Origin of the sequence: Pseudomonas sp. B6(2017), assembly GCF_002112765.1 — a bacterium.
Classification (GTDB): domain Bacteria; phylum Pseudomonadota; class Gammaproteobacteria; order Pseudomonadales; family Pseudomonadaceae; genus Aquipseudomonas; species Aquipseudomonas piscis.
The window spans coordinates 12,111-38,626 of the sequence record NZ_NEIQ01000024.1; the positions used below are offsets into that span (position 1 = coordinate 12,111).

A 26,516-nucleotide genomic window follows, 5' to 3' on the forward strand; every position below is an offset into this window, starting at 1 on the left:
TTTTCAACGGCCTGCCAAGCCCCTATGCCAGGACGGCCACGGCCTTGATCTGGGCCCAGAGTCGTTGCCCGGGGTGCAGGCCGAGCTGGTCCCGGGAGAAGCGGGTGATGCGCGCGAGCAAGGGCGTGCCCATGGCGTCCAGGCGCACCAGTACATGGGCGGTGTTGTCGGCCGGGATTTCCTCGCTGACGGTGACCGGCAGGCGATTGAGGATGCTGCTGTGCTCGCTGGCCTGCAGGCTCAGGCTGACGTCCCGGGCCTGGACCTTGAAGCGCAGGCTCCGGCCCGGCGCCACGGGTTCATGGGCCACGCGCACCAGCAGCTGGCTGCCGGGCAGTTGCAGGCTCAGCAGCTGGTAGGCCGGGTCGTAGGCGCTGACCTGGCCCTGGACCACCACGCCGGCGTCGTCGCCCAGGGCCAGGGGCAGGTCCAGGCGCGCCAGTGTGTCGCCCACCGGGCCGCTGGCCAGGGCCCGACCCTCGCTGAGCAGGACGATATGATCGGCCAGGCGCGCCACTTCATCCTGGGAATGGCTGACGTAGAGCACCGGGATATCCAGCTCGTCATGCAGGCGTTCCAGGTAGGGCAGGATCTCGTTCTTGCGCTTGGAGTCCAGGGCCGCCAGGGGTTCGTCCATCAGCAGCAACCGTGGGCTGGTGAGCAGGGCCCGGGCGATGCCGATGCGCTGGCGTTCACCGCCGGACAGGTGCTGCGGATGGCGCTGTAGCAGGTGGCCGATCCCCAGGAGTTCGGTGGCCTGGGCCATGTCGACCCGGCGCTGCTGCCTGGGAATACGGCGCAGGCCGAACTCCAGGTTGGCCTGCACCGACAGGTGGGGGAACAGGCTGGCTTCCTGGAACACGTAGCCCAGGGAGCGCTTGTGGGGGGGGACGAACAGCTTGCGCTGGCTGTCCTGCCAGAGTTCGTCGTTGATCTGGATGCGCCCGCGCCCGGTTTTCTCCAGGCCGGCGATGCAGCGCAGGCAGGTGGTCTTGCCGGAGCCCGAATGGCCGAACAGCGCCGTCACCCCGCGCCCGGGTAATTGCAGGTCAAGATCCAGGGCGAAGGCGCCATAGCCCACTTGCAGTTGCAGTTGGATGCTCATGCCGTCAGCTCCAGCCAGCCCGGGTCTTGCGGCTGGAGTACAAGACCAGCAGCACCAGGAACGAGAACACCAGCATCGCCCCGGCCAGCCAGTGGGCCTGGGCGTATTCCATGGCCTCGACATGATCGTAGATCTGCACCGACACCACCCGGGTCTTCTCGGGGATGTTGCCGCCGATCATCAGCACCACACCGAACTCGCCGACGGTGTGGGCAAACCCGAGGATCGCGGCAGTGATGAAGCCCGGCCGGGCCAGGGGCAGGATCACCGTGAAAAAGGTATCCCAGGGGTTGGCGCGCAAGGTCGCGGCCACTTCCAGGGGCCGGCTGCCGATGGCCGAGAAGGCGTTTTGCAAAGGTTGCACCACGAAAGGCATGGAGTAGATCACCGAGCCCAGCACCAGCCCACTGAAACTGAAGGTCAGGGTGCCCAGCCCGAGGGATTGGGTGAGCTGGCCGAAGAACCCATTGGGTCCCAGGGCCAGGAGCAGGTAGAAACCGATCACCGTGGGTGGCAGCACCAGCGGCAGGGCCACCACGGCGCCGATGGGACCGCGCAGCCAGGAGCGGGTGCGCGACAGCCACAGGGCAATCGGAGTGCCGACCACCAGCAGGATGAGGGTGGTCAGGGACGCCAGTTTCAGGGTCAGCCAGATCGCGGAGAAATCGGCACTCGAGAGGTTCATTTATAGCTGGTAGCCATAGGACTTGATGATCGCCGCGGCCTTCGGACCCTTGAGGTAGTCCACCAGGGCCTTGGCCGCAGGGTTGTCCTTGCCCTTGTTGAGGATCACTGCATCCTGCTTGATCGGGTCATGCATGTCGCCAGGCACGATCCACGCCGAGCCGCCGGTGACCTTGCCATCCTTGTAGATCTGCGACAGGGCGACGAACCCCAGTTCGGCGTTGCCGGTGGAAACGAACTGATAGGCCTGGGTGATGTTCTGGCCTTCGACGATCTTGCCCTTGACCTTGTCGGTCAGGCCCAGCTTGGCCAGCACCTGGGTCGCGGCCAGGCCGTAGGGTGCGGCCTTGGGGTTGGCGATGGACAGGTGCTGGTACTGGTTGTCCTTGAGTACCTGGCCCTTGCCGTCGACGTAACCATCCTTGGCCGACCACAGGGCCAGCGTGCCGACGGCGTAGGTGAAGCGCGAGCCCTTGACGATGTCGCCTTCGCTCTCGAGCTTTTCAGGGGTGCTGTCATCGGCGGCGAGGAAGACCTCGAAGGGCGCGCCGTTCTTGATCTGGGTATAGAACTGCCCGGTGGCGCCATAGGCGGCTACCAGCTTGTGTCCGGTGTCTTTCTCGAAGTCGCTGGCGATGGCCTGGATCGGGGCGGTGAAGTTGGCGGCGACCGCCACCTGGACCTCGGCGGCCTGGACCGAGCCGAAGGCGAACAGGACAAGCAGGGTAGCGAGGCAAGTCGGGGCGAAACCTGGGGCGCGAAGGTTCATCGAACAGCTCCATTGAGGGGAAAAGGAAGCGTTGGGCAGTGATGGGCGGGAACGCAAGGGCTGCACCAAGGCGAGGAGAAATCGCTGTATAGCGAAATATATAGCGAATTGCCGACGAACGGAACTGCGCCCAGGGTGCGGCAAGCGGTGGCCGCGACCCGATCACGGCCACCAGGCATCAATGCCTGCGCAGTCGTGCCAGGGTCTGTTCGGCCAGGCGCAGGGTCAGCTCGTAGGCCGGCAGCTCCACGCCCAGGCGCAATGCTTGTCCGGACCACAGGTTGGCGAATTGCGCCTCGCCTTTTGCCCGCAGCGGCAGCAGTGCGCCACCGGCCCGGGGAAAGGCCGGGGCCAGCGGGCTGATCGGGCCGAGTTCGCGCATCACGCGGTTGACGATGCCCCGCGCCGGGCGGCCAGTGAACAGGTTGGTCAGCGCGGTCTGGCTTTCCTTGGCGGTGCGCAGCGCCTTGTGGTGGGAGGCGCTGACCTTGGCTTCCGGAGTGAACAGGTAGGCGGTGCCCAGTTGTACGGCCGAGGCGCCCAACGCCAGTGCCGCGACGATGCCCCGGGCATCACCGATGCCGCCGGCGGCGATCACCGGCACCTTCACGGCATCGACGATCTGCGGCACCAGGGCCATGGTGCCGACCTGGGTATCCAGGCTGTCGCTGAGGAAGATCGCCCGGTGCCCGCCGGCTTCGTAACCCATGGCGATGATCGCGTCGCAACCACGAGCTTCCAGCCACAGGGCTTCGTCGACGGTGGTGGCCGAGGACAGGATCTTCGCGCCAGTGGCCTTGACCCGCGCCAGCAACGCCGGCTCCGGCAGGCCGAAATGGAAGCTCACGACCTCGGGCCGCAGTTCTTCCACCAACTGGCAACTGGTTTCATCGAAGGGGGCACGGTCGCTGACTGGTGTCGGTGCGTCGAAGTCGACTCCCAGTTCGCGGTAGTAGGGTTCCAGGGCGTTCTTCCAGCGGCTTTCGCGCTCGCTGTCGACGGCCTGCGGCTGGTGGCAGAAGAAGTTGAGATTCAACGGATGGTGCGTGGCGGAACGAATCACCTGTACTTCCTGGCGGATCTGCTCGGGGCCGAGCATGGCGCAAGGTAGCGAGCCCAGGGCGCCGGCGCGGGAGGCGCCGATCACCATGGCGGAACCGGCGGGGCCGGCCATGGGCGCTTGAATGATCGGCAGTTCGATTCCCAGCAGGTCCAGCAGGCGAGTATCGGTCCATGGGCTCATTTGAAGTGGTTCTCCAGCGGCGGATTCAGACGATGCTGCGGCGTTTTTTAACAGGAGAAAGCGGCCCAAGGCCAGCTGAGTTTTGCCCGGCTTGCATGAAAGCCCCGGTGGATCGGCCGTGCCGGGTGATACCGGGCAGGCTGTCTGCGGCTGCTTCCAGGCGCTAGACTGCGCCGGGATTTTCCACTCATCGTTTCGTTAAGGAAGGCCGACCATGGAAGTAAAACTGCGGGAAGTGCTGCCTTTCAGGGTGGCGGGATTGCAAGTGCGTACCCTCAACACCCTGGAGCAACAGGCGGATACCGCACGGATCGGTCCGATGTGGCAGCGTTTCTACGTCGAGAACCTGTACGACAAGATTGCCCCAAGGCAAATGGATTCCTTCGTCTACGGGGTGTATTCCAACTACGAGTCCGATGCCTCGGGGTATTTCGACGTGACCGCCGGCGTGGCGCTGGACGCGGCCTGCGCCGATTATCCGATGGTGGATATCCAGGGAGGGGATTACCTGGTGTTCAGCACCAAGGGGGAAATGCCGGAGTGCGTGATCCAGGCCTGGGGATTCATCTGGGCGTACTTCCAGGACAACCCCCAGGTGCGCCGCGCCTATGCCACCGACTTCGAGGTCTATACCAGCGCCGACTCGGTGGCGATCTATATCGGCGTTCATGCCTCGGGCGAGCTTTCTCGCTCCAGCAACTGACGCTTGCGTTCCACACCCCAGCGATAGCCCGAGAGGTCGCCGTCGCTGCGCACCACGCGGTGGCAGGGAATCGCCACTGCCAGGCTGTTGGCGCCACAAGCCTGGGCCACTGCCCGGTACGAACGCGGGGCCCCGATGCGTTGGGCGATCTCGGAATAGCTGGCGGTGCTGCCGGCCGGGATGGTTCTCAGGGCCTGCCAGACCCGCTCCTGGAAAGCGGTGCCGCGCAGGTCCAGGGGCAGGTTCAGGCCGATGGCCGGTGCCTCGATGAAGCCCACCACCTGGGCTACCAGTTGCTCGAACTGCTGGTCGGCGCCGATCAGGTTGGCCCGGGGAAATTTGTCCTGCAGTTCCTGCACCAACCGCTCGGGATCGTCTCCCAGGAGAATGGCGCAGACCCCGCGTTCGCTTTGGGCCACCAGGATCGCTCCCAGCGAGCACTGGCCCACGGCGAAGCGGATATCGCGGTTGGAGCCGCCTGCGCGATAGTCGCTGGGTTTCATGCCCAGGACCTGGTCCGCCGCCTCGTAGAAGCGGCTGTTGGAATTGAAGCCGGCGTCGTACAGGGCATCGGTCACTGATTGACCCTGCTGCAAATGCGAGCGGACCTTGCGCGAGCGCTGCGCATTGGCATAGCCCCGCGGGGTCAAGCCGGTGACCGCCTTGAAGACCCGGTGGAAGTGGTAGCTGCTCATCCCCGCCTGCTGTGCCAGTTGCTCCAGGCTGGGCGCCGACTCGGCGCTCTCGATCTGCCGGCAGGCCGCCGCCACCAGCGCACCATAGCGCGCCGCGAGCTGGGTCTGGTCGCCGGCCTGGCGCTTGCTCGGGCGATAGCCTGCGGCCTCGGCTTGCTCGGCATTGTCGAAGAACTCGACGTTTTCCGCCTTCGGCAGACGTGACAGGCTGCTGGGCCGGCAATACACGCCGGTGGTCCTGACGGCATAGACGAAGCGGTCGTCGGCGCTGGCGTCGCGGTTGAGCACGGCCTGCCAGCGGGGGTCCTGTTCGATGCGCTGTTTGCGCGACGGAGCATTCATGGTCGGTTCTCGGCTGGGAATGGTGGCCAGCTTAACCTTGTCCCCCTTGCTCGGCACTCCGTCGCTTGCGGTCTAATTCCAGGGTCGGGCCGGCTTGGCGAAATGTCAGGTTGATCCGTTGCTGGCCGAGCAAGGGATGGCTGCCATCCTTCACGGGGAGTACGCCGTGATAGCGCAGGCGATCCACGCCGCCCCAGACCACCACGTCGCCGTGCAGCAAGGGCACCCGCAGGCTGCGATCGCTGCGTTGCAAGCCGCCGAACAGAAAGACCGCCGGCAGGCCCAGGGACAGGGAGACGATGGGCGCGCTGTAGTCGTGCTCGTTCTTATCCTGGTGCAGGGACATCTTTGCCCCGGGACGGTAGCAGTTGATCAGGCAGGAATCGGGGGTGAAGTCGGCGAAGCCTGCGGCGTGCGCTGCCGCCACGGCCAGTTGGCGGAAGACTTCGGGCATCCTCGGCCATGGATACCCATTCTGCGGGTCGGTGGCGCTATAGCGGTAGCCAGTCAAGTCGGTGGTCCAGCCCAGTTGCCCGCAACTGCTCAGGCCCACCGACATGGTGAAGCCGCCGGGGGTGAGCATCTGGCGAAAGGGCGCCTGCGCCAGCACTTGCTCCAGTGCCGGCAGCAGGCGTTCGATCCAGGGCAAGGCAAACCCGCGCAGCGCCAGGGATTGTGGCCCCAGATGCTCCATGCGTGGGGGCTGCTGCAGTTCTTCCTCGCTGAACAGGCCGAGGTTGCCAGGGGCGGTATCGCTAGAGCGCATCGTGGAAAATAACTCCCAGAGTATGGCGTTGGCCGCTGTGCACACGGCTGACGCCATGGCGCATGGTCACCCGGTAATGGCCGCGAGAGCCCTTGACCGGTCGATGATGCACGGCGAATACCAGCCCATCACCCTGCTTCAGACCAATGACCTGGGGGCGCGATTGCATGCGTGGACGCTGTTCGGTGAGCACCAGTTCGCCACCTGTGAAGTCCTTTTCGGGTTGGGACAGCAAGAACACCACCTGCAAGGGAAAGACATGTTCGCCGTAGAGGTCCTGGTGCAGGCAGTTGTAGTCCCCGGTGGTGTATTGCAGCAACAGCGGCGTGGGGCGTTGCTGCCCAGCCTCATGGCAGCGCTGCAGGAACTGCGGGTGCTGTTCGGGGTAGTGGGTGTCGATGCCCATGGCCAGGTTCCAGCGGTTGGCGATCGCCACCAAGCGTGGATACAGCTGCTGGCGCAACTGGGCTACCAGCTCGGGCAGCGGATAGCGAAAGTACTGGTACTGGCCAAGCCCGAAGCCATGGCGGGCCATGAGCACCTTGGAGCGAAACAGCTCGCTGTGGGGGTAGAGTTCGCTCAGGGCCTGGCATTCATCGACGTTCAGCAGCCCTTGGAGACGAGCGCAGCCGTCCTGGTCGAGGGCCTGGTCGATGCAGGCCCAGTCCAGTCGTTGCAGGCGATGGGGCAGGGGGGAGACGGTCATGGCGCAAGTTTCCTGGACCGAAGGCGGACTGCAGTCATTCTGCGGCCCCGAGAAGTGGCGGGCACTCCGCTGCTTGCGCTTGAATCCGATTACAGGGCCTTGCTCACGCTGACATCGCTGATGACGTCGTCGCTCTGGCCGTGCAGGGCCAGCAGGGCGGTCAGTGCTTCTTCGGCGGTACCGGTTTCGAGCTGGGCGAATTCGAAGCGACGCTCGCCGTTTAGCTTGTACTTGATGACGTATTTGGTGGTGTTGGGCACGGGGCTACCTGTTTGTCACAAGGAGGGGAAAGCGCTACCTAGCGCAATTTCGAAGTGGAGCGGCGGATGATGCGGATCGAGTGAGTCAGGTTCGGCTTGCGGGTCACGCTGATGGCGCGCCGGGAAACGGTGTCGATGGTGATGTTCCAGAAGCCGGTGCTGGGGGCGGTGATCTTCGCCGGGAACTTGTCGAAGGCGCCGCCGTGATAGGTGTGCCGGCCGCCGTTCTTGAAGCTGCGGAAGTTGGCGTCGTTCATCAGGCGGATGTTGCAGGTCTGGGAGCATTCGATGACGACGATGTCGTCCTCGTTGAGGTGCTCGCGCTGATGGATGAATTTCATGTTGGGGGGGACTCCAGGAAGCCGATTGCGGCTAAAGCAAAAAACGTTTGCGTGGGCAGTGCTGCAGTTTATCAGGCTGAAGGGTTTATTATCCGGCCCCGCTGTCGGGCTTTGACAATTTAAAACAGTTATTTGGATTTTTATCGGCGATAAAGCCGTGCCTCCGGAGAAAAATGGCGTGCTGGCTGTCGGAGGGGTTTTCATTGGAGATTTCATATGAAGCGGTGGGTGTGGGTACTGGCATTGGCAATTGGCGGCTGTTCCACCGTCTCGGATATCAACCAGACGCCACCGACTCTGAATGTCATTTCCGGGAAAAAGCCCGAAGAGTACGCCAAGTGCCTGAGCGCGAGGCTGGCCGACAGCCGTGGTGCCTTGCAGCTTGAGGCGAACAAGTCCGGCGGTTATCGAGTGATAGTCCCGCAAAGCCTGTCGCCGGCCCCGGCGGCGATTTTCTATATCGATGAACGTTCTGGTGGTAGCAGCATCAAGCTGCACGAGCAGATGTCCAACAACCCGTTGCGTCCTGGGGATGTGCTCAAGGCCGGGGAGCGCTGCATCTCCGGTTGAAGGGCGTGTAACGGCACGCCTGCAAGGTTTCCTGCGTTACTCGACAGGAAGCCGGCAGGCTTTTTTTTGCCTGCTGGAAAGACCGGGCAACCCCGGCTTTTCGGGCTGTAGAGGGTAATTGGGCGTTGTCGGTGTGGATCTATTGACCTACTATTCTGTTGCTTATATCAAGTAAGTCTAAGCATATAACTAGAATAATGGAGTTCATATGATCCCACTGGATCGAATGCTATTGAGTGGCCTGATGCTGCTTTTTGTGCAATCTGCCCATGCCGTGGACGGGCAGAAAGTCTTCACCCAGGGCGGCTCCCAGCCGGGGGCGGCGGCCTGCATGGCCTGTCATGGTGCGGATGCGATGGGCCTGGGGCCAGCCGGTTTTCCGCGTCTGGCCGGCTTGCCGGCGGGGTACCTGAGCAAGCAACTGCATGATTTTCGCAGTGGTGCTCGTACCAGCCCGGTCATGCAGCCGCTGGCCAAGGCCCTGACCGAAGATGAAATCTCCGCCGTGACCGCCACCCTCGCTGCCATGCCTGCCTCGAAAACCCCTGCTACCAGTCGCGCCCAGCCTGCGGTCGGGGTGGGCGAGCGCCTGGCCTTGCGCGGAGCCTGGGATCGCCAGGTACCCGAGTGCGTCAGTTGTCATGGCCCGGGGGGTGCGGGTGTCGGCCAGGCTTTTCCACCGCTGGCCGGGCAGCCTGCTACCTATTTGGCGGCGCAGCTGAACGCCTGGCGCGAGGGTGCTCGGCACAATGACCCCAATGACCTGATGGGGCATATCGCCAAGTCCCTGAGTGCCGAGGAAGTCACCGCGGTGGCGGACTACTTCGCCAACCTGAGCCAGAAGGAGGCACGTCCATGAAGCCAATGATTGCAGGGACGGTGCTGGCGGCGCTGGCGGCCCAGGTGCAAGCGGCCGGGATCGCCATGGAAGACCAGTCGCAGATCCAGGCGCCGAGCGCATCCGCCAGCACCCGGTATTTCCAGGCACCGGCCGAGAGTGAACTGCCGGACAACGCCTACGGCAAGCTGGTGCGCGAGGGGCATGCATTGTTCGTCGATACCAAGCGCCTGGCGCCGAAGTATGTGGGCAACGGCCTCAACTGCAGTAACTGTCACCTCGACCAGGGGCGCCTGGCCAACTCCGCTCCGCTGTGGGGCGCCTATCCGATGTATCCCGCCTATCGCAAGAAAAACGACAAGGTCAATACCTTCGCCGAGCGCTTGCAGGGCTGCTTCCAGTTCAGCATGAACGGTGGCCAGCCGCCGGCGGCGGACAGTCCGGAAATCACCGCGTTGTCGGTATACGCCTATTGGTTGGCGAGCAAGGCGCCGTTGGGCACCGAGCTGCCGGGCCGTGGTTATCCCGACGTGCCGCAGCCGGCCAAGGGGTATGACCTCAAGCGTGGCGCCGCGGTGTACCAGGCGCAGTGCTCGGTCTGCCATGGCGAGCAAGGCCAGGGGCAGAAATCAGGGGAGGGCTACGTGATGCCGCCGCTCTGGGGCAAGGACTCCTACAACTGGGGAGCAGGGATGCACCGGATCAATACCGCGGCGTCATTCATCAAGCACAACATGCCCTTGGGCAAGGGGGGCAGCCTGAGCGATGAGCAAGCGTGGGACGTCGCGGCCTTCGTCAACAGCCATGAACGGCCTCAGGATCCGCGCCTGGTGGATGGCTCGATCGAGAAGACCCGAGTCAAGTTTCACGCCAACGATGGGGTGAATCTGTATGGGCAAACGGTAGAAGGCGTACTGATCGGCCAAGGCATCCGATAAACTGTCGTCTATCGTCACCGATGCCGCCCGGGCTCCCGCCTTGGCGGCATCGTCTTTATGGGAGAAAGCATGAAGCGGGAACACGTCAGGGAAAAGCATGCAGAGGGCTTGATCTCTGCCACCCATGTAATCCAGAACCCGGCCAACTCCGGGGAGTGGATCGTGTTTTTCAAGAAAAGCGCTGGGCGCAGCTATTTCCTGGTGGATGACAGCGATGAGGTGGAATCCTTCGCGCGCCTGGACGACTTGATCGAGACCATTCGCGGCCTGGGGATCAAGTTTGCCGAGATCCATATCTAGACCTCGCTATTTGCAGACCACTACCACGCTGCGGCTCTTGTAGTTGCCGACATCCACGCCCAGGGTCTTGTCGCTTTCATTGGGGGCAGGAGTGCCTTGCGTACCGATGATCCGATAGCCGGTACCGGCGCAGGAGGCCTCGGCCTTTTCATAGCAGCCGGCCCAGGATCCGGCTTCCCCGGAACAGTCTATGCTCAAAGCCTGTTCGCCATTGGCCAGGTAGGTATCGGACACGGTGGCGCAGCCGCCCAGGGCCAGGATCGCCGAGATTGCCAGCAGTTTGTTCATGGATTTTTCGTCGTCTTGAAGGGGGTGGGAACATCGGTTGGCGATGCTATAGCTAATGGCCATCGCGGTACAGGAATTGCTGATCGCTCTTGGCCTTGCTCTTGTTGTAGCTGCTTGCAGGCGGTGTTGCGAGATCGGTGCCGCAGGCATCATGCCTGGTGCCATCACCGGTTATCCGAAAGGGGCTTGGATGTTACCCGGGATCGCCCGCAAGCAGGCTGTCTACGCTCTCGCTGGTCGGGCTGGAAGCAGCGCACTGCAAGCCTTTGGGCTCATGCTCCAAGCGATCCGATGGACGCTGCGGAACTATCTGGCGCTTTATTTCTCTATGATGGCAGCGGTTAGCCAGTGTGGGGCATTGTAAGGTGCTCGCCGCCTGATTAGACTGCGCCGAAACTCGTACGCACAGCCTTATTTAAGGACTCATATGATCAAGAAATGCTTGTTCCCTGCAGCCGGTTACGGTACTCGCTTCCTGCCAGCGACTAAGGCCATGCCCAAAGAAATGCTGCCGGTGGTGAACAAGCCACTGATCCAGTACGGCGTTGAAGAAGCGCTGGATGCTGGGTTGAATGAAATCTCCATCGTGACCGGTCGTGGCAAGCGCGCCCTCGAAGACCACTTCGACATCAGTTACGAGTTGGAAAACCAGATCAAGGGCACCGACAAGGAGAAGTACCTGGTCGGTATTCGCAAGCTGCTGGACGAGTGCTCGTTCTCCTACACCCGCCAGACCGAAATGAAGGGCCTGGGCCATGCGATTCTCACCGGTCGCCCGCTGATCGGTGACGAACCTTTCGCGGTAGTGCTGGCTGACGACCTGTGCGTCAACCTCGAAGGCGACGGCGTGCTGACCCAGATGGTCAAGCTGTACAAGCAGTTCCGTTGCTCGATCGTGGCCATCCAGGAAGTCGACCCACAGGAAACCAACAAGTACGGCGTGATCGCCGGCGAGATGATCCGCGACGATATCTATCGCGTTCACAGCATGGTCGAGAAGCCAAAGCCCGAGGATGCTCCATCGAACCTGGCGATCATCGGCCGCTATATCCTGACTCCGGATATCTTCGACCTGATCGAGCAGACCGAGCCAGGCAAGGGTGGCGAGATCCAGATCACCGACGCCCTGATGAAGCAGGCGCAAAACGGTTGCGTGATGGCCTACAAGTTCAAGGGCAAGCGTTTTGACTGCGGTGGCGCCGAAGGCTACATCGAAGCGACCAACTTCTGCTTCGAGAACTTCTACAAGACCGGCAAGGCTTACTGATAGTCGCTGCACGGTTTTCTCTGGAAAAGCCACCTGCGGGTGGCTTTTTCATTTATCGCCCATATGTCCATCCACTGCGCTGACCGCTTCGCCATCTGCGGTTATGCTTGTCAGCCTGCCTGGGAGAGTGAAATGGCCTACGATTTTGATCTGTATGTAATTGGCGCCGGTTCCGGCGGTGTACGTTGCGCACGTTTTGCCGCAGGCTTCGGGGCGAAGGTCGCGGTGGCCGAGAGCCGTTACCTGGGAGGCACCTGCGTCAACGTCGGCTGCGTGCCGAAGAAGCTGTTGGTGTACGGCGCCCACTTCGCCGAAGACTTCGAGCAGGCCTCCGGGTTCGGCTGGGATCTTGGTGCGGCGAATTTCGACTGGGCGACCCTGATCGGCAACAAGGATCGGGAAATCCATCGCCTCAACGGCATCTATCGCAACTTGCTGGTCAACAGCGGCGTGACCCTGCACGAAGGGCATGCAAAGTTGATCGATCCGCATCAGGTGGAGGTCAATGGCCAACGCTATACCGCCAGGCACATCCTGATCGCCACTGGCGGCTGGCCGCAGATTCCGGACATTCCGGGGCGCGAGCATGCCATCAGCTCCAATGAAGCCTTCTATCTCAAGGAACTGCCCAAGCGCATCCTGGTGGTGGGTGGCGGCTACATCGCGGTGGAGTTCGCCGGAATCTTCCACGGCCTGGGGGCGGATACCCAATTGTTGTATCGCGGCGACTTGTTCCTGCGCGGCTTCGATGGCGCGGTGCGCAAGCACCTCCAGGAAGAGCTGACCAAGCGCGGCTTGGGGTTGCAGTTCAATGCCGACATCGAGCGTATCGACAAGCAAGCCGACGGCAGTCTCGAGGTTACCCTCAAGGATGGTCGCAAGCTGGCGGCCGACTGCGTGTTCTATGCCACGGGGCGCCGGCCGATGCTCGACAACCTGGGCCTGGAGAACACCGCGGTCAAGCTCGACAAGCGCGGCTTCATCGAGGTCGACGATCTGTATCAGAGCAGCGAGCCGTCGATCCTGGCCATTGGCGATGTGATCGGCCGGGTGCAGTTGACCCCGGTGGCCCTGGCTGAAGGCATGGCCGTGGCGCGCCGCCTGTTCCAGCCCGAGCAGTATCGCCCGGTGGATTACCGGATGATTCCTACTGCCGTGTTCAGCCTGCCGAACATCGGCACCGTCGGTCTCACTGAAGAGCAAGCGCGCGAGGCCGGGCACCAGGTGCAGATTTTCGAAAGCCGTTTCCGGCCGATGAAGCTGACCCTGACCGACTGTCAGGAGCGCACCCTGATGAAGCTGGTGGTGGATGCCGAGACCGACAAGGTGCTGGGTTGCCACATGGTCGGCCCGGACGCAGGTGAGATCGTCCAGGGCCTGGCCATTGCACTGAAGGCCGGGGCGACCAAGCGTGACTTCGACGAAACCATCGGCGTGCATCCGACCGCCGCTGAAGAGTTCGTCACCATGCGGACCCCGGTCGTCGGCTGATCAGGCGTCCTTTGCTGGGCCTGGCTGGGCCTTGTCGGCAGCCAGGCGCAGCGCCTCCAGGCTGGTTTCGGCCTTGGTGACGCGTGCTTCCAGTTCCTTGCCCGCCCGGGTTTGTTGCCGATTCTTTTCCTTGAGTGCCTGGATCTCTTCCAGAGCTACGCGCAAGCGCTCCTGAAGCAGGGTGCCTTCGTTGCCCTGGCGGGCCAGTTGCTCATTGAGTTGCGCCTGCTGGGCGCTGCCCTGGCTCAGCGCTTCCTGGGTCTGCTTGAGCGCCTTGAGAGTGGTGCGTTGCTCGCTGAGCAGGCGTTCGTTGTCGCGGTGCAACTGGGTGATCTCATCCTGGCGTACCAGGAGGCTCTGCTGGGCCTGGCGCAACTCCATCTGGACTTGCTGCATTTGCCCCTCGTGGCGACGCAGTTCCTGGTCGCGCTGCTCCTTGCTGGCTGCGCGGTAATGCTCCAGGGCGTCGCGGGCATGCAGGTGCTTTTCTTCCAGGGAACGGATCTGCTGTTCCTTGTCGGCCAGGCGCAGGTCGTAGTCCTTGAGGGCCTGGCCGAGTTCGGCATTGTGGGTCCGTTCGCCCTGCAGCATGTTGCGGGTGTCGTGTAGCGTGGCGCTTTCGTTGGCCAGTGCCGCGACCTTGTCCTGTATTTGCTGCTGCAGTCGCTCTTCGTGGCGGCGCATTTCCTCCAGTTGCTGTTCCAGCGCCTGCTTCTGCTCCTGGAAGTGGGCGAGGGCCTGTTCCAGTGGCTCCTGGGCCTGCTCCGAAAGACGCCGGGCGAGGCGCCCGACCAGCTCCGCGAGCTCTTCGTCCAGCGGTACCGGGCCGGAATCCCGTTGTCCGGCGCCGTCATCCAGCTCTTTCAAGTAGCGGTGGATGGTGGTTTTCGAGCCGGTATTGCCCATTTCTATACGTACTGCATCGATGCTGGGGTGCCCGCCGCGGGCAAGGATCGCCTGGCGCGCCTTTTTCACCACCGCTTTGTTTATGCCTCCGCGAGCCATCTTGCCTCCAACGATTTAGTACTGTGTTACGTGGTATGTAATTTAGGTAATTGTACATATGAATTTGCATGCCAGATAGCAGGATCATGACAGTGGATATTTTAGTATTATCCAATCTCAGCGACCTGCATCGGGTTTTCCTGCCGATTTTGCCCTGTACTTGCTGGAGTCAAGGCGCCATGAGTGAACTGGATCGTTATCTACAAGCGGCCACCCGCGACAACACACGCCGCAGCTATCGAGCGGCCATCGAGCATTTCGAGGTGCAGTGGGGAGGCTTCCTGCCGGCGACGGCGGAAGGCGTCGCCCGTTACCTGGCGGCCTATGCCGGCGAGTTGTCGATCAACACCTTGAAGCTGCGCTTGTCGGCATTGGCGCAGTGGCATAACAGCCAGGGGTTCGTCGACCCGACCAAGGCCCCGGTGGTGCGCCAGGTACTCAAGGGGATTCGGGCCTTGCACCCAGCCCAGGAGAAGCAGGCCGTGCCTTTGCAGTTGCAGGACCTGGAGCGGGTGGCCAGCTGGCTCGATGAGCAGGCGTCGCAAGCTCTGGCCGAGCGATGCCAGGCCGGCCTGCTGCGTGCGCGGCGGGATCGGGCGTTGATCCTTCTGGGGTTCTGGCGTGGCTTTCGCAGCGACGAGCTCTGTCGTGTGCAGGTCGAGCATGTGCAGGCCCACGCCGGCTCCGGCATCAGCCTGTACTTGCCGCGCAGCAAGGGCGATCGCGACAACCTGGGCCGTACCTACAGCACGCCTGCCTTGCAGCGCCTGTGCCCGGTGCAGGCCTACATCGAATGGATCAATACCGCCGTACTGGTGCGCGGGCCGGTATTTCGCGCCATCGATCGCTGGGGCAACCTGGGCGAGCAGGGGTTGCATGCCAACAGTGTGATTCCCCTGTTGCGCCAGGTGCTGGAGCAGGCCGGTATCGCCGCCGAGCGCTACACCAGTCATTCCCTGCGCCGCGGGTTCGCCACCTGGGCCCAGCGCAGCGGCTGGGACCTGAAGTCGCTGATGGCCTACGTGGGGTGGAAGGACCTGAAATCGGCCATGCGCTATGTCGAGGCAGAGCCCTTCGCGGGCATGGCGCAGCTCAGGGAGAAGGCGGTCGCCCCTTAGGCAAGGTTTTTTCTATTAATACTCAGGGCTCATAGCCAAAACCAATCGAGAGCATCAGGTTTACCAATGAGCCAGATGGCGACTCATTGGCTAGGATTCTCCCCATCAAGTTTTCACCCAATGTCTTCAACCACTGATGGAGAGTCAACGATGCCTATCATCAACAGCCAAGTTAAACCGTTCAAAGCTACTGCATTCAAAAACGGTGAGTTCGTCGAAGTATCGGATGCCGACCTGAAAGGCAAGTGGTCCGTAGTGTTCTTCTACCCAGCTGACTTCACCTTCGTCTGCCCGACCGAGCTGGAAGACCTGGCCGACAACTACGCCGAATTCCAGAAGCTGGGCGTTGAGATCTACAGCGTTTCCACCGACACCCACTTCGCCCACGCTGCCTGGCACAACACTTCGCCAGCCATCGGCAAGATCAAGTACACCATGATCGGCGATCCGACCCTGGCCATCTCCCGCAACTTCGACGTGCTGATCGAAGAAGCCGGCCTGGCTGACCGCGGTACCTTCGTGATCAACCCGGAAGGCCAGATCAAGATCGTTGAAATCAACGATGGTGGCGTAGGCCGTGACGCTTCCGAGCTGCTGCGCAAGATCAAGGCCGCCCAGTACGTCGCTGCCCACCCAGGCGAAGTCTGCCCAGCCAAGTGGAAAGAAGGCGAGGCCACCCTGGCTCCGTCCCTGGACCTGGTCGGCAAGATCTAAGTCCATGCGTCATCCAGAGGCGGTCATCCGCACTTAAGTAAGCCGCACCGCCCTCAAATAACGCCCGGGCGAGATTCGCCCGGGCGTTGTTTTTTTACCGAACCAAAGGAAATCGCCCGTATGTTGGACGCCAATCTTAAATCTCAGTTGAAGTCATACCTGGAGCGGGTCACACAGCCGATCGAGATCGTCGCCTCCCTCGACGACGGTGCGAAATCCCAGGAAATGCTCGCTCTACTCAAAGACATCGTCAGTCTTTCCAATCAAATTACCTTGCTCGACAACGGTACCGATGCGCGCAAGCCGTCGTTCTCGTTGAATCGCCCGGGGAGTGATATCAGCCTGCGTTTCGCCGGTATCCCCATGGGCCACGAGTTCACTTCCCTGGTACTGGCGCTGTTGCAAGTGGGTGGCCATCCATCCAAGGCCAGCGCGGAAGTGATCGAGCAGGTCCGCTCGCTCAAGGGCGAGTTCAACTTCGAAACCTATTTCTCGCTGTCCTGCCAGAACTGCCCCGACGTGGTCCAGGCACTGAACCTGATGGCGGTGCTCAACCCCAATATTCGCCACGTGGCCATCGATGGCGCGCTGTTCCAGGCCGAGGTTGACGAGCGCAAGGTCATGGCCGTGCCCAGCATCTACCTCAATGGCGTGAATTTCGGCCAAGGCCGCATGGGCCTGGAAGAAATCCTGGCCAAGCTCGACACCGGCGCGGTGGAGAAACAAGCGCAGAAACTCAGCGCCAAGGAAGCCTTCGACGTGCTGGTGGTCGGCGGTGGCCCGGCCGGCGCTGCGGCAGCCATCTATGCTGCGCGCAAGGGGATCCGCACCGGTGTGGTCGCCGAGCGTTTCGGTGGACAAGTGCTGGACACCATGGCCATCGAGAACTTCATTTCGGTGCAGGAGACTGAAGGCCCGAAACTGGCCGCGGCCCTGGAAGAGCACGTCAAGCAATACGACGTCGATATCATGAACCTGCAGCGTGCCAGTGCCCTGGTGCCAGCCAAGGATGCGGGTGGCCTGCATGAGGTGCGGTTCGAGAGCGGCGCCAGCCTCAAGGCCAAGTCGGTGATCCTGGCCACCGGTGCGCGCTGGCGTGAAATGGGCGTGCCCGGTGAGCAAGAGTACAAGGCCAAGGGTGTGTGCTTCTGCCCGCACTGCGATGGTCCGCTGTTCAAGGGCAAGCGCGTGGCAGTGATCGGCGGCGGCAACTCAGGTGTCGAAGCGGCCATCGACCTGGCGGGTATCGTCAGCCATGTGACCTTGCTGGAGTTCGACAGCCAACTGCGTGCCGACGCTGTGCTGCAACGCAAGTTGTTTAGCCTGCCCAACGTCAAGGTCATCACCAGTGCCCTGACCAGCGAAGTCAAGGGCGACGGGCAGAAGGTCACTGGCCTGGTCTACAAGGATCGCCAGTCGGGTGAGTTCAACAACGTCGAGCTGGAAGGCATCTTCGTGCAGATCGGCCTGCTGCCCAACACCGACTGGCTCAAGGGCACGGTTGAATTGTCGCCACGTGGCGAGATCATCGTCGATGCGCGCGGCGAGACTTCCTTGCCTGGAGTGTTTGCGGCAGGTGACGTCACCACGGTGCCGTACAAGCAGATTGTGATCGCGGTGGGCGAGGGGGCCAAGGCATCCCTGAGTGCTTTCGACCACCTGATCCGGACCTCGGCGCCGGACTGAGCCGCCCCCTGGAACAACAAAACCCCATGAGCCATGGCCCATGGGGTTTTTTCTTGCCTGGCGAACCAGGCCCGGTTGGCTGCTGCCTTACAGCGGAGCTGGCTGGATGATCTCGACCCAGTAGCCATCCGGATCCTTGATGAAGGCCAGGCTTTTCATGCGGCCGTCGTTCAGGCGCTTCTGGAAGTCGCAGCCCAGGGCTTCGAAGCGCTCGCAGGCGGCGACGATGTCCGGTACCGAGATGCAGATGTGGCCGAAACCGCGAGGGTCGGTATTACCGTTGTGATAGGCGAACTGCGGGTCGTTCTCGGTGCCGTGGTTGTGGGTCAGCTCGAGAATGCCGGGGATCGACTTCATCCATTCGGTACGCGCTGCGGCGTCGACCGGGATCTGCGCCTTGTCCACCAGGGCCAGGAAGTACAGGCTGAACTCAGCCTCGGGGAAATCACGTTTCTCCACCAGGGAGAAACCCAGGACCCGGGTGTAGAAGTCCAGGGAGCGGGTGATGTCCTTGACGCGCAACATGGTGTGGTTGAACACGAAGCGGGCGGTGGCGGCGTCAGGCTGGGCGGTTACGCCGGGAAAAGTGTTGAGTTCGTTGAGGCTCATGGGCCCTCCGGGAAAATGAGACGGCAAGGGCTGGTCGAAGGCTCGGGCAGCGGCTTGCCGGGGCAATGGTTCGGACATCCTTGGGATTGGCCAATGATACGCAAGTGCCTGGGATGGGCCAAACCCAAAGCTCTTGATCTATTGCCCATTCCTGGCGCCGGGCTCAGACTCCAGGCTCCCTTTTCCAGTGTGCAGAACATGATCCTGTCGTTCAGAACCCCCGTTGTAGCCCTGTTCCTGGCAATGCTCGCCGGTGCCGCCCAGGCGGCTCCCGAAATCAGCTGGCCCCAGGGCTGGACGGTTGAACCGGTGCCCTCCCAGGAGGCCGACCAGGCCGCCAAGGTGTCGCGCCAGCGGGCGGTGAAGAACGATGCCGCGGGCAATCCGCAACTGGTCATGGAGTTGACCATGAGCCAGGTCGAGCCCGGGCATGTAGTCAATCTCCAGGGGGTATTGCTGGAGATGCGCAAGTCAGTACAGAAGGACTTTGCCCAAGGTGGTTACCAGAGCGTGTGCAACAAGATCCATGCCGCGCAGTTGAGTCGCCTCGAAGCATTGGAAACCACTTGCACTATTACCCAGAATGGCCGGCATGTGCTGTCACAAACATTGGTGGCCGCATTGGATGGGGATAAGGCTTATGTACTTTCATACGCTGGCCAGGCAGCGGCTTATGCCGATAGTCGGGATGAAGTACTCGCCATTCGAAATAACCTGAAACTTTAAGCGGGTTTAAGGCTCATCGTTTGCTTTCTGCGTGTTGCAGGTTCGTTATCGAAAGGCATTAAGCGTGAAGTTGAGCATGCCCGGCCCTTATTCCGCGCTGGCTGCAGCTCGCGAGAGGGCAGATGTGATGCAGGAGTCTGCCTGCAATGTGCGTAAGATCTTTCCTTTGACTCTGGGGCACTAAAATTATTCCGCTCAATAAAAAGCCCTGCATGTGCAGGGCCTTTTTCAGGTGCGGCTTTGTTCAAGCGCGCAGCCAGGAGTCCACAGTAGCGGCGCCGTATTGTTCTTTCCAAGCCTTCAGGCCGCGATGGTTGCCGCCCTTGGTTTCGATCAGCTCGCCGGTGTGCGGGTTCTGGTAGACCTTGACCACACGGGCGCGGCGCTGTTTAGGGGCGCTGGCCTGTGGCAGGCCGGCCTTGCCCAGGTTCGGATCGAGGATCGCGATGATGTCACGCAGGTTCTTGTCGTAGGACTTCATCAGAGCCTGGAGTTTTTCTTCGAACTCGATTTCCTTCTTGAGCCCGGCGTCGTTCTTCAGGGATTCAAGCTGGGCGAGCTGTTCTTGAAGTGCTTTCTCGGCAGCACGGAATTCAGCAAGTCTGGACAATATCTTCACTCCAATAGTCTATTTTGGCTAATACACAGCACAAACAAAGCTATAAGCCATGAACTGGTTAAGGTTCGATTAACTGGCCTACCTGTGAATCTTGTACAGGCGTGAAAAATTGTAGTAGTTAACGCGCCGCGAGTAAATCGTGTTGTTCTTGTTCCAGGCCATATTTGTAAATTGATGCAAAGCTGCTCATGCCCGGAGTTACTTGTCGAGCATTATTTTTCTGACATGGCTATTTAATGGCGCGCTATAGCTGTAACAAATTCTGAGCTGGGCATGGGCTTTCCAAACAAGTAACCCTGGAGCAAATGCACGCCCTTGGCTGTCAGGTAATCCCGTTGTTCGGCAGTTTCAATACCTTCGGCGACTATGCTCAGGTCGAGTTTGAGTGAGAGTTCGATAATGCTGTCCAGTATATGCAGCGACAGTGCATCGGCACCGATCATGGCCACGAAACTCTGGTCGATTTTCAAGTAGTCGACATTGAAGGTGCGCAGATAACCGAGGCTGGAGTGGCCGGTGCCGAAGTCATCGATGGCGATCATCACCCCCAGTTCACGTAATTCAGCGAACAACTGCTGGGTGACGGCCGTAGGCTCGATCAGTTCGCGTTCGGTCAGTTCCAGCACCAGGACCACCTTGCCCGGCTCGAATGCCGCCAGGAACTCCCGGCAGTCCTCCAGCAATTGCAGGTCCTGGCAATGGCGCGCGGTGATATTGATCGCGATATGAAAGCCGTCGGGGAAGTTCCCGGCCCAGGGCGCCAGTACTTCTCGGGTCTGGCGCAGCAACGAACGGGTCATGGGCACGATCAACCCCGTATGTTCGGCGAAGGGAATGAACAGGTCAGGACGGACCAGGCCCTCCCTGGGGTGTTGCCAGCGCATCAGCACTTCGATACCGGCCCACTGCAGGCTGTCGCCGCGCACAATCGGCTGGAAGTACGGGATGAACTCCCGCGCCATCAGTGCCCGCTGCAACTCGTGCCTGGGGGAAACGGCACGTTGTTGCAGCCAGTGGGCGAGGCCGCCGGCGGCGGCGCCGAGGAAGATCAGCAAGCTGAACAGCGCCGGATACTGGCTTTTCATATAGCGCCAGACACTGCCCTGGGCGAACCCGGCATTGACGCTGTAGGGATAGCGTGACGAGCTCAGTTGCTGGCTGGCCACCGCTGCCAGGGGAGCGTTGCCTTCGCGCACCTGGCCGTCACTGGACAACCAGTGCCGGCCCACTTGCAGTTGCAACTGAGCGAAACGGCTGAGCATGCGCAGGGTGTTGGTCGGATGATAACCGTTGATGGCCGCCAGGGCCGCGCCTTCGCCAGCGCTCGAGCGGTAGACCAGCAGCGGGGTCTGGGGAGTGACATGGTTGCCATCCATCAGGCGCAGCCGGCCATCCACGTAGTCCCGGGGATCGAGGACCGCCGCGTAGCTGCCCAGGTATGAACTGCAGTAGTTGTTGTCGCGCCACACCAGGTTGGTGGAGCGCACCAGTGGGCGCCGGGTCACTTGTTCGCGCAGGGCCAGTTGCCGGGTGGCGTCGCACTCCTGTCCGGCCAGGGGCAGCAGGGCACGGGCGGCGCTGTCGGAGTGGTCGAGCATCTGGTCGAACTGCTCGATGGCTTCCTCGGCGATTTCCTGGCTGTTGTGCAACAAGGTCCGTTGCGCCTGGAGATAGAGGATGACGGCTCCGAGCACGATCGGCAGGAGTATCGCCAGCAAGGTCCAGAAGGTGTGGGTGGAGCGTTGGAGTGGACCTTTGGCGGTCAGCGGCATGGGTCGGACCTGTGGCAAGGGAGAAGGGCAGGGCGCCGGTCACGGACGCGGTATTGCCTGGATCATCGCAGGATAGACGGCTTTGCCTGGCTACAGAGACCCTGGGCAAGGTCGATGAAGGCCAGGGTCGCTGGCGATGACTGGCGGCGGTCCAGCACCGCGACACCGATCTTGCGCTGTACCGCTGGCACCAATGGGCGACTTGTATAGCGCGGGTCCGCCCCTTGGGGCAACGACAACTGGGCGACGATGCTCAGGGCATCGCCCCGGGCCACGGTTTCCAGGGTGCTGAGCAATTGTGAGCAGCGATAGCGAATGTTGGGGACCAGCCCGGCGCCAATGAACAACCGCGACACCAGTTCCGCAGAGCCGGCCTCGGTGAGGACGAAGGGATCCTGGCACAGCTGCTCCAGGCTCAGTTGGGACTCGCCGGCCAGGGGGTGGCCTGCCGGAACCAGGGCCAGCAGTTGGTCCTGCACGAGGGGGAAGCTGTCGAAGCGTTCCTGGGGCAGCACCACGAAGCCCAGGTCGATACGCCGCTCCTCCAGCCACTGCAGGACCTGGCGGTCCGGTCCTTCGTCGATATGCACTTCGATCCCCGGATACTGGGCGCGGTATTGCGCCAGGATCGGTGGCAGCAGGCGGATGGAGGAGGTGGGGCCGAACGAGCCGATGCGCAAGGTGCCACGCTTCATGCCCCGGGCATCGGCGGCCTCCTGTTCCAACGTCGCTGCCAGGCCGAGCATGGCCCGGGCCCGTGCCAGCAATTGCTGGCCGATGTCGGTGAGCTCGACCTGGGCCTGGTGCCGACGGAACAACTCCACCCCCAGCTCCTGCTCCAGGGACCTGATGGCGTGGGACACCGCCGACTGGCTGATGCCCAGGCGCGTGGCGGCGCTGGTGAAGCCCTGGAACTGGGCTACCTGGGAAAAGATTTCCAGCTGGGTCAGGGTCATGAGTAAAAGCTCATTTTACGATGATCAGGCATTAGACAAAGAATATTCCGGCAAGACAAATCCGATCTTCTTCGAGTGCGATCAACATGAGCGAGAGCAGTTTCTTTGCCCCACTGGCTGCCAGGCACCACGACCTGGGGGTCTATTGCAAGTTGGCGGCGGTGACCATGATCTGGGGCGGCACCTTCGTCGCCGGGCGCTACCTGGCCTCGGGGCTGTCGCCGTTGCTGGCCGCCAGCTTGCGTTTTCTCCTAGCCAGCCTGGCCCTGCTGGGTTTCATGGCCCTGGCGCGAATTCCCCTGGCGCGCCCGAGCTTCAGGCAGCTCGGCCAACTGGCACTCTTGGGGTTCTTCGGGATCTTCTTCTACAACCTGTGCTTCTTCCTCGGCCTGCAGCAGATCAACGCCTCGCGGGCCTCGCTGATCGTCGCCCTGAACCCGGCGGTGATCGCCTTGGCATCCTGGGCACTGTTCAAGGAACGCCTGGACCGGCGCAAGCTGCTGGGTATCTGCCTGTGCCTGGGAGGTGCGGCCCTGGTGATCTGCAGTCGTGATCCTTCGGCCCTGGCCAGCCGGGCGGGGAGTTGGCGCGGCGACTTGTTGATCCTCGGTTGTGTCCTGGGCTGGGGCGTGTATTCGCTGTTTTCCAAGGAACTGAACCAGAGCCTGGGACCGCTGCAGACGGTGACCTACTCGGTGGTGCTGGGAACCTTGATGCTGTGCGCGGCGACCCTGGTGCGCGGCGAATTCGACCTGCAAGCGGTGCTCCACCTGGACCTGGCCCAGGGCCTGGCTCTTCTATACCTGGGCGTACTGGGCTCGGCGCTGGCCTACATCTGGTACTACGACGGCCTGCGGCGGATCGGCGCTACCCGCAGCGGGGTATTCATCGCCCTCAACCCGCTGACGGCGGTGATTCTCGGGGCGCTGCTGCTGGCCGAGCAACTGAGCCTGGTGATGGTGCTGGGGGGCGCGCTGATCCTGGGCGGCATCTACCAGTGCAACCGGCCCCTTGCGAAGGGGACAAGAAAGGCGATTTCATAAAGAGTGCGGACAAAGGCTTTTACGCTGTGTAGAATCTGGTTACGCATACAATAATAAAGTCTTCTGGCAGCAGAAGCCTGGCCAGCCGGCAAGACAGGACCGATATGAAGATTCTCGGATTCCAACTCATCTATGGTGACTTCCTCGCGCGCAGCGTGCGGGGCATTTCCTGCGCACCACCTGCCTTCCTCAGCATTGATAGCAACTAACGATCCGTTAATTCTAAAAATATGATGAGGCGCCAACCATGGCAGATATCTTTGAAAACCCGATGGGCCTGATGGGCTTTGAATTCATCGAATTCGCATCGCCCACCCCCAATACCCTCGAGCCGATCTTCGAGATCATGGGTTTCACCAAAGTCGCGACCCATCGTTCAAAAGACGTGCACCTGTATCGCCAAGGCGCGATCAACCTGATCCTCAACAACGAACCCCACAGCATCGCTTCCTACTTCGCCGCGGAACACGGCCCGTCGGTATGCGGCATGGCGTTCCGCGTCAAGAACGCCCAGCAGGCCTACGCCCGCGCCCTGGAACTGGGTGCGCAGCCGATCCACGTCGCCACCGGCCCGATGGAGCTGAACCTGCCGGCGATCAAGGGCATCGGCGGCGCGCCGCTGTACCTGATCGACCGCTACGGCGAAGGCAGCTCGATCTATGACATCGACTTCGTGTTCCTCGAAGGCGTGGACCGCAACCCACCAGGTGCGGGCCTGAAGATCATCGACCACCTGACCCACAACGTGTATCGCGGACGCATGGCCTACTGGGCCGGTTTCTACGAGAAGCTGTTCAACTTCCGCGAGATCCGCTACTTCGACATCAAGGGCGAATACACCGGCCTGACTTCCAAGGCCATGACCGCCCCGGACGGCATGATCCGCATCCCGCTGAACGAGGAATCGTCCAAGGGCGCAGGCCAGATCGAAGAGTTCCTGATGCAGTTCAACGGCGAAGGCATCCAGCACGTGGCCTTCCTCACCGACGACCTGGTCAAGACCTGGGACGCCCTGAAGAAGATCGGCATGCGCTTCATGACCGCACCGCCTGATACCTACTACGAAATGCTCGAAGGGCGCCTGCCAAACCACGGCGAGCCGGTTGATCAACTGCAATCGCGCGGCATCCTGCTCGACGGTGCATCGGATAAAGAAGACAAGCGCCTGCTGCTGCAGATCTTCTCGGAAACCCTGATGGGCCCGGTGTTCTTCGAATTCATCCAGCGCAAAGGCGACGATGGTTTCGGCGAGGGCAACTTCAAGGCATTGTTCGAATCGATCGAGCGTGACCAGGTACGACGTGGCGTGCTCGCCACCGAATAAGCCGCGTAGCGCTTGAAGCCCAAGCCCGGCCAGGTCTTTCCTGGCCGGGCTTTGTTTTGCCTGTCGGTTGGCGATTGTGAATGTGTTAATGTTCTCGCCTTTGTTTCCAGGCCCTGACCGACTCCTTGATGAAAACCCCCAGACCTTCCCTGACCCTGACCCTGCTGCAGGCCCGTGAGGCCGCCATGGCGTTCTTCCGTCCTTCGCTGAACCAGCACGAGCTCACCGAACAGCAGTGGCGGGTGATCCGCATCCTGCGCCAGAACGGCGAACTGGAGAGCCACCAGCTGGCGAAGATGGCCTGCATCCTGCCGCCAAGCATGACCGGGGTGCTGACGCGCCTGGAGCGCGATGAGTACGTCAGCCGGCGCAAGTCACCGGAGGACCAGCGCCGCCTGTTCATCACCCTGACCCAGAGGGGCCATGCCTGCTTCGAATCCATGAGCGACGACATGGAGGTCAACTACCAGAGGATCCAGCAGCAGTTCGGCGAGGAAAAGATGCAAGCCTTGCTGGCACTGCTCAACGAACTGAAGCAGATCAAGCCCTGACGCGGCACTGGCGAAAGTAGCCGGGCTCGAGCCAGGGCGAGGCTGCGGGCAGGTTTGCAGAAGCTCTTTGGCTATCCCATTACCCGCGTCGCTGGCGCAGCAGGTGGCGCGCACCCTCGGTGATCAGCACCAGCACCGCCAGCCAGATCGGCACGTAGGTCAGCCATTGGCCCTCCTTGATGCTTTCCCCCAGCAACAGGGCCACCATCAGCAGCAACACCGGCTCCACGTAGCTGAGCAGGCCGAACAGGCTGAAAGCCAGTTGGCGGCTGGCGATGATGTAGCACACCAGCGCCGAGGCGCTGATCAGGCCCAGCAGCGGGATCAGCAGGTACAGCCGGGGCTGGGCATCCAGCACGGCGAAGCCTTGTTCGCCGCCTTGCACCACCCATAGCGCCACCGGTATCAACAGCGCCATGTCCAGCCACAATCCGCCCAAGTGATCGCTGTGCAAGCGCCGGCGCAGGACGAAGTACAGCGGGTAGCCCACGGCCACCACCAGGGTCGCCCAGGAAAAACTGCCAGCCTGGTACAACTCGTTGAGCACGCCGATGCAGGCCAGCGTTGCGGCCACCTTTTGCAGCCGCGACAGGCGTTCGCCGTAGACGATACGCCCCGTGAGGATCATGGTCAGCGGCAGCAGGAAGTAGCCCTGGGATACATCCAGGCTGTAGCCGTTGAGCGGCGCCCACATGAACAGCCACAACTGCACGCCCACCAGGGCCGAGGACAACAGCAGCGCCAGGGCCATGGCCGGCCTGGCGCGCACCCGGCGCAAGACTTCGCCGACCCTTGGCCATTCGCCGGTGAGCAGCATGAACAGGGTCATGCAGGGCAGGGTGAGGAGCATTCGCCAGCCGAAGATCTCCACCCCGGTAAGGGGCGCCAGCAGCGACGTGTAGAAATACATGACGGCGAACAGCACCGACGCCAGGACCGATAACGCAATACCTTTAGACACACTGTCCTCGTAAGACCCGGATGCGCAGGGCGCCGGGAGTTGGGGGGTAAACAAGCGAGGGCAATATAGAGGGTTTGGCGCGAGATTTTTGCTCTGTTTGCGACATGCCGGCGGGATATTTTTTCA

Annotated in this window: 30 protein-coding genes; 14 read left to right on the top strand and 16 right to left on the bottom strand. The window is 61.9% G+C overall.

Annotation, left to right across the window (positions count from 1 at the left end):
* Positions 1-22: 22 nt before the first annotated feature.
* The 4 genes from modC to CAG11_RS29840 form a co-directional block, all read right to left on the bottom strand.
* Positions 23-1,105, bottom strand: coding sequence for a molybdenum ABC transporter ATP-binding protein (gene modC / locus CAG11_RS29825; RefSeq protein ID WP_085599836.1), 1,083 nt, complete (start codon positions 1,103-1,105; stop codon positions 23-25).
* Between the two features lie 4 nt (positions 1,106-1,109).
* Complete coding sequence (gene modB / locus CAG11_RS29830; protein ID WP_085599838.1) at positions 1,110-1,790, bottom strand: molybdate ABC transporter permease subunit; 681 nt, start codon at positions 1,788-1,790, stop codon at positions 1,110-1,112.
* Positions 1,791-2,558 carry a molybdate ABC transporter substrate-binding protein gene (gene modA / locus CAG11_RS29835; protein ID WP_085599839.1) on the bottom strand — a complete coding sequence of 256 codons (768 nt, stop codon included), beginning with the start codon at positions 2,556-2,558 and terminating at the stop codon, positions 1,791-1,793.
* Between the two features lie 178 nt (positions 2,559-2,736).
* Positions 2,737-3,801, bottom strand: coding sequence for a nitronate monooxygenase family protein (locus tag CAG11_RS29840; protein WP_022639125.1), 1,065 nt, complete (start codon positions 3,799-3,801; stop codon positions 2,737-2,739).
* A 214-nt stretch (positions 3,802-4,015) separates the two neighbouring features.
* Here CAG11_RS29840 and CAG11_RS29845 point away from each other — a divergent pair, with 214 nt between their 5' ends.
* Positions 4,016-4,504, top strand: coding sequence for a GyrI-like domain-containing protein (locus CAG11_RS29845; RefSeq protein ID WP_085599841.1), 489 nt, complete (start codon positions 4,016-4,018; stop codon positions 4,502-4,504).
* On the opposite strand, the gene ada is transcribed toward CAG11_RS29845, so the two are convergent.
* The 5 genes from ada to CAG11_RS29865 form a co-directional block, all read right to left on the bottom strand.
* A complete protein-coding gene (gene ada / locus CAG11_RS29850; protein WP_085599946.1) occupies positions 4,468-5,541 on the bottom strand; it encodes a bifunctional DNA-binding transcriptional regulator/O6-methylguanine-DNA methyltransferase Ada in 1,074 nt (357 codons plus the stop codon). The two genes, CAG11_RS29845 and ada, sit on opposite strands and share 37 nt — an antisense overlap.
* Positions 5,542-5,572: 31 nt before the next feature.
* Positions 5,573-6,307: a DNA oxidative demethylase AlkB gene (gene alkB / locus CAG11_RS29855; RefSeq protein ID WP_085599843.1), complete on the bottom strand. Its 735-nt coding sequence runs from the start codon at positions 6,305-6,307 to the stop codon at positions 5,573-5,575.
* A complete protein-coding gene (locus CAG11_RS29860; protein WP_085599845.1) occupies positions 6,297-7,013 on the bottom strand; it encodes a 2OG-Fe(II) oxygenase in 717 nt (238 codons plus the stop codon). Before CAG11_RS29860 ends, alkB begins: the two co-directional genes overlap by 11 nt.
* Before the next feature lie 89 nt (positions 7,014-7,102).
* Positions 7,103-7,273, bottom strand: coding sequence for a hypothetical protein (locus CAG11_RS33895; protein ID WP_022639120.1), 171 nt, complete (start codon positions 7,271-7,273; stop codon positions 7,103-7,105).
* A gap of 38 nt (positions 7,274-7,311) precedes the next feature.
* Entirely contained in the window at positions 7,312-7,614 is a 303-nt protein-coding gene (locus tag CAG11_RS29865; protein WP_022639119.1) for a DUF1883 domain-containing protein, read from the bottom strand.
* Between the two features lie 216 nt (positions 7,615-7,830).
* On the opposite strand from CAG11_RS29865, the gene CAG11_RS29870 reads away from it, so the two are divergent.
* The 4 genes from CAG11_RS29870 (at position 7,831) to CAG11_RS29885 (ending at position 10,260) form a co-directional block, all read left to right on the top strand.
* Positions 7,831-8,184, top strand: coding sequence for a hypothetical protein (locus CAG11_RS29870; RefSeq protein WP_022639118.1), 354 nt, complete (start codon positions 7,831-7,833; stop codon positions 8,182-8,184).
* A 208-nt stretch (positions 8,185-8,392) separates the two neighbouring features.
* Entirely contained in the window at positions 8,393-9,043 is a 651-nt protein-coding gene (locus CAG11_RS29875) for a cytochrome c (protein WP_085599847.1), read from the top strand.
* Positions 9,044-9,108: 65 nt separating this feature from the next.
* Entirely contained in the window at positions 9,109-9,960 is an 852-nt protein-coding gene (locus tag CAG11_RS29880; RefSeq protein WP_371857927.1) for a c-type cytochrome, read from the top strand.
* Positions 9,961-10,029: 69 nt separating this feature from the next.
* A complete protein-coding gene (locus CAG11_RS29885) occupies positions 10,030-10,260 on the top strand; it encodes a hypothetical protein (protein ID WP_022639115.1) in 231 nt (76 codons plus the stop codon).
* A 6-nt stretch (positions 10,261-10,266) separates the two neighbouring features.
* Here CAG11_RS29885 and CAG11_RS29890 read toward each other — a convergent pair whose 3' ends face one another.
* Positions 10,267-10,548: a hypothetical protein gene (locus CAG11_RS29890; protein WP_085599851.1), complete on the bottom strand. Its 282-nt coding sequence runs from the start codon at positions 10,546-10,548 to the stop codon at positions 10,267-10,269.
* 427 nt (positions 10,549-10,975) lie between these two features.
* Between CAG11_RS29890 and galU the strand changes: the two genes are divergently transcribed.
* Both galU and gorA read left to right on the top strand, forming a co-directional pair.
* The gene (gene galU, locus CAG11_RS29900; protein WP_022639112.1) at positions 10,976-11,815 is read left to right on the top strand and encodes a UTP--glucose-1-phosphate uridylyltransferase GalU; all 840 of its coding nucleotides are present in this window, start codon (positions 10,976-10,978) and stop codon (positions 11,813-11,815) included.
* A 132-nt stretch (positions 11,816-11,947) separates the two neighbouring features.
* Positions 11,948-13,306 carry a glutathione-disulfide reductase gene (gene gorA, locus CAG11_RS29905; protein WP_085599855.1) on the top strand — a complete coding sequence of 453 codons (1,359 nt, stop codon included), beginning with the start codon at positions 11,948-11,950 and terminating at the stop codon, positions 13,304-13,306.
* Here gorA and CAG11_RS29910 read toward each other — a convergent pair whose 3' ends face one another.
* Positions 13,307-14,311, bottom strand: coding sequence for a DNA-binding protein (locus CAG11_RS29910; RefSeq protein WP_085599857.1), 1,005 nt, complete (start codon positions 14,309-14,311; stop codon positions 13,307-13,309). It abuts the gene before it with no gap.
* A 179-nt stretch (positions 14,312-14,490) separates the two neighbouring features.
* Between CAG11_RS29910 and CAG11_RS29915 the strand changes: the two genes are divergently transcribed.
* The 3 genes from CAG11_RS29915 to ahpF all read left to right on the top strand — a co-directional run bounded on the left by CAG11_RS29915 (position 14,491) and on the right by ahpF (position 17,829).
* The gene (locus CAG11_RS29915; RefSeq protein WP_143494822.1) at positions 14,491-15,429 is read left to right on the top strand and encodes a site-specific integrase; all 939 of its coding nucleotides are present in this window, start codon (positions 14,491-14,493) and stop codon (positions 15,427-15,429) included.
* 150 nt (positions 15,430-15,579) lie between these two features.
* Entirely contained in the window at positions 15,580-16,143 is a 564-nt protein-coding gene (gene ahpC / locus CAG11_RS29920; protein ID WP_017907017.1) for an alkyl hydroperoxide reductase subunit C, read from the top strand.
* A gap of 120 nt (positions 16,144-16,263) precedes the next feature.
* Positions 16,264-17,829, top strand: a complete 1,566-nt coding sequence (ahpF, locus tag CAG11_RS29925) for an alkyl hydroperoxide reductase subunit F (protein WP_053130755.1) — start codon at positions 16,264-16,266, stop codon at positions 17,827-17,829.
* An 87-nt stretch (positions 17,830-17,916) separates the two neighbouring features.
* Here ahpF and gloA read toward each other — a convergent pair whose 3' ends face one another.
* Positions 17,917-18,438 (bottom strand): lactoylglutathione lyase, encoded by a 522-nt coding sequence (gene gloA, locus CAG11_RS29930; RefSeq protein ID WP_022639107.1) that lies wholly within the window; start codon positions 18,436-18,438, stop codon positions 17,917-17,919.
* A 198-nt stretch (positions 18,439-18,636) separates the two neighbouring features.
* Between gloA and CAG11_RS29935 the strand changes: the two genes are divergently transcribed.
* Positions 18,637-19,164, top strand: a complete 528-nt coding sequence (locus CAG11_RS29935; protein ID WP_085599948.1) for a DUF4946 domain-containing protein — start codon at positions 18,637-18,639, stop codon at positions 19,162-19,164.
* Positions 19,165-19,408: 244 nt separating this feature from the next.
* Here the strand turns inward: CAG11_RS29935 and CAG11_RS29940 are convergent, their stop codons facing one another.
* From CAG11_RS29940 to CAG11_RS29950, 3 genes are all read right to left on the bottom strand, one after another.
* Complete coding sequence (locus CAG11_RS29940) at positions 19,409-19,774, bottom strand: histone-like nucleoid-structuring protein, MvaT/MvaU family (protein WP_022639105.1); 366 nt, start codon at positions 19,772-19,774, stop codon at positions 19,409-19,411.
* Between the two features lie 242 nt (positions 19,775-20,016).
* Positions 20,017-21,555, bottom strand: coding sequence for an EAL domain-containing protein (locus CAG11_RS29945; protein ID WP_085599861.1), 1,539 nt, complete (start codon positions 21,553-21,555; stop codon positions 20,017-20,019).
* Positions 21,556-21,617: 62 nt separating this feature from the next.
* A complete protein-coding gene (locus CAG11_RS29950) occupies positions 21,618-22,511 on the bottom strand; it encodes a LysR family transcriptional regulator (RefSeq protein WP_085599863.1) in 894 nt (297 codons plus the stop codon).
* An 86-nt stretch (positions 22,512-22,597) separates the two neighbouring features.
* Between CAG11_RS29950 and CAG11_RS29955 the strand changes: the two genes are divergently transcribed.
* The 3 genes from CAG11_RS29955 (at position 22,598) to hpaR (ending at position 25,429) form a co-directional block, all read left to right on the top strand.
* Positions 22,598-23,554, top strand: a complete 957-nt coding sequence (locus CAG11_RS29955) for a DMT family transporter (protein WP_085599864.1) — start codon at positions 22,598-22,600, stop codon at positions 23,552-23,554.
* A 247-nt stretch (positions 23,555-23,801) separates the two neighbouring features.
* Positions 23,802-24,878 carry a 4-hydroxyphenylpyruvate dioxygenase gene (gene hppD, locus CAG11_RS29960; protein WP_022639100.1) on the top strand — a complete coding sequence of 359 codons (1,077 nt, stop codon included), beginning with the start codon at positions 23,802-23,804 and terminating at the stop codon, positions 24,876-24,878.
* A gap of 128 nt (positions 24,879-25,006) precedes the next feature.
* A complete protein-coding gene (hpaR, locus tag CAG11_RS29965; RefSeq protein ID WP_085599865.1) occupies positions 25,007-25,429 on the top strand; it encodes a homoprotocatechuate degradation operon regulator HpaR in 423 nt (140 codons plus the stop codon).
* Positions 25,430-25,508: 79 nt separating this feature from the next.
* Here the strand turns inward: hpaR and rarD are convergent, their stop codons facing one another.
* A complete protein-coding gene (rarD, locus tag CAG11_RS29970; protein WP_085599867.1) occupies positions 25,509-26,390 on the bottom strand; it encodes an EamA family transporter RarD in 882 nt (293 codons plus the stop codon).
* Positions 26,391-26,516: the final 126 nt, after the last annotated feature.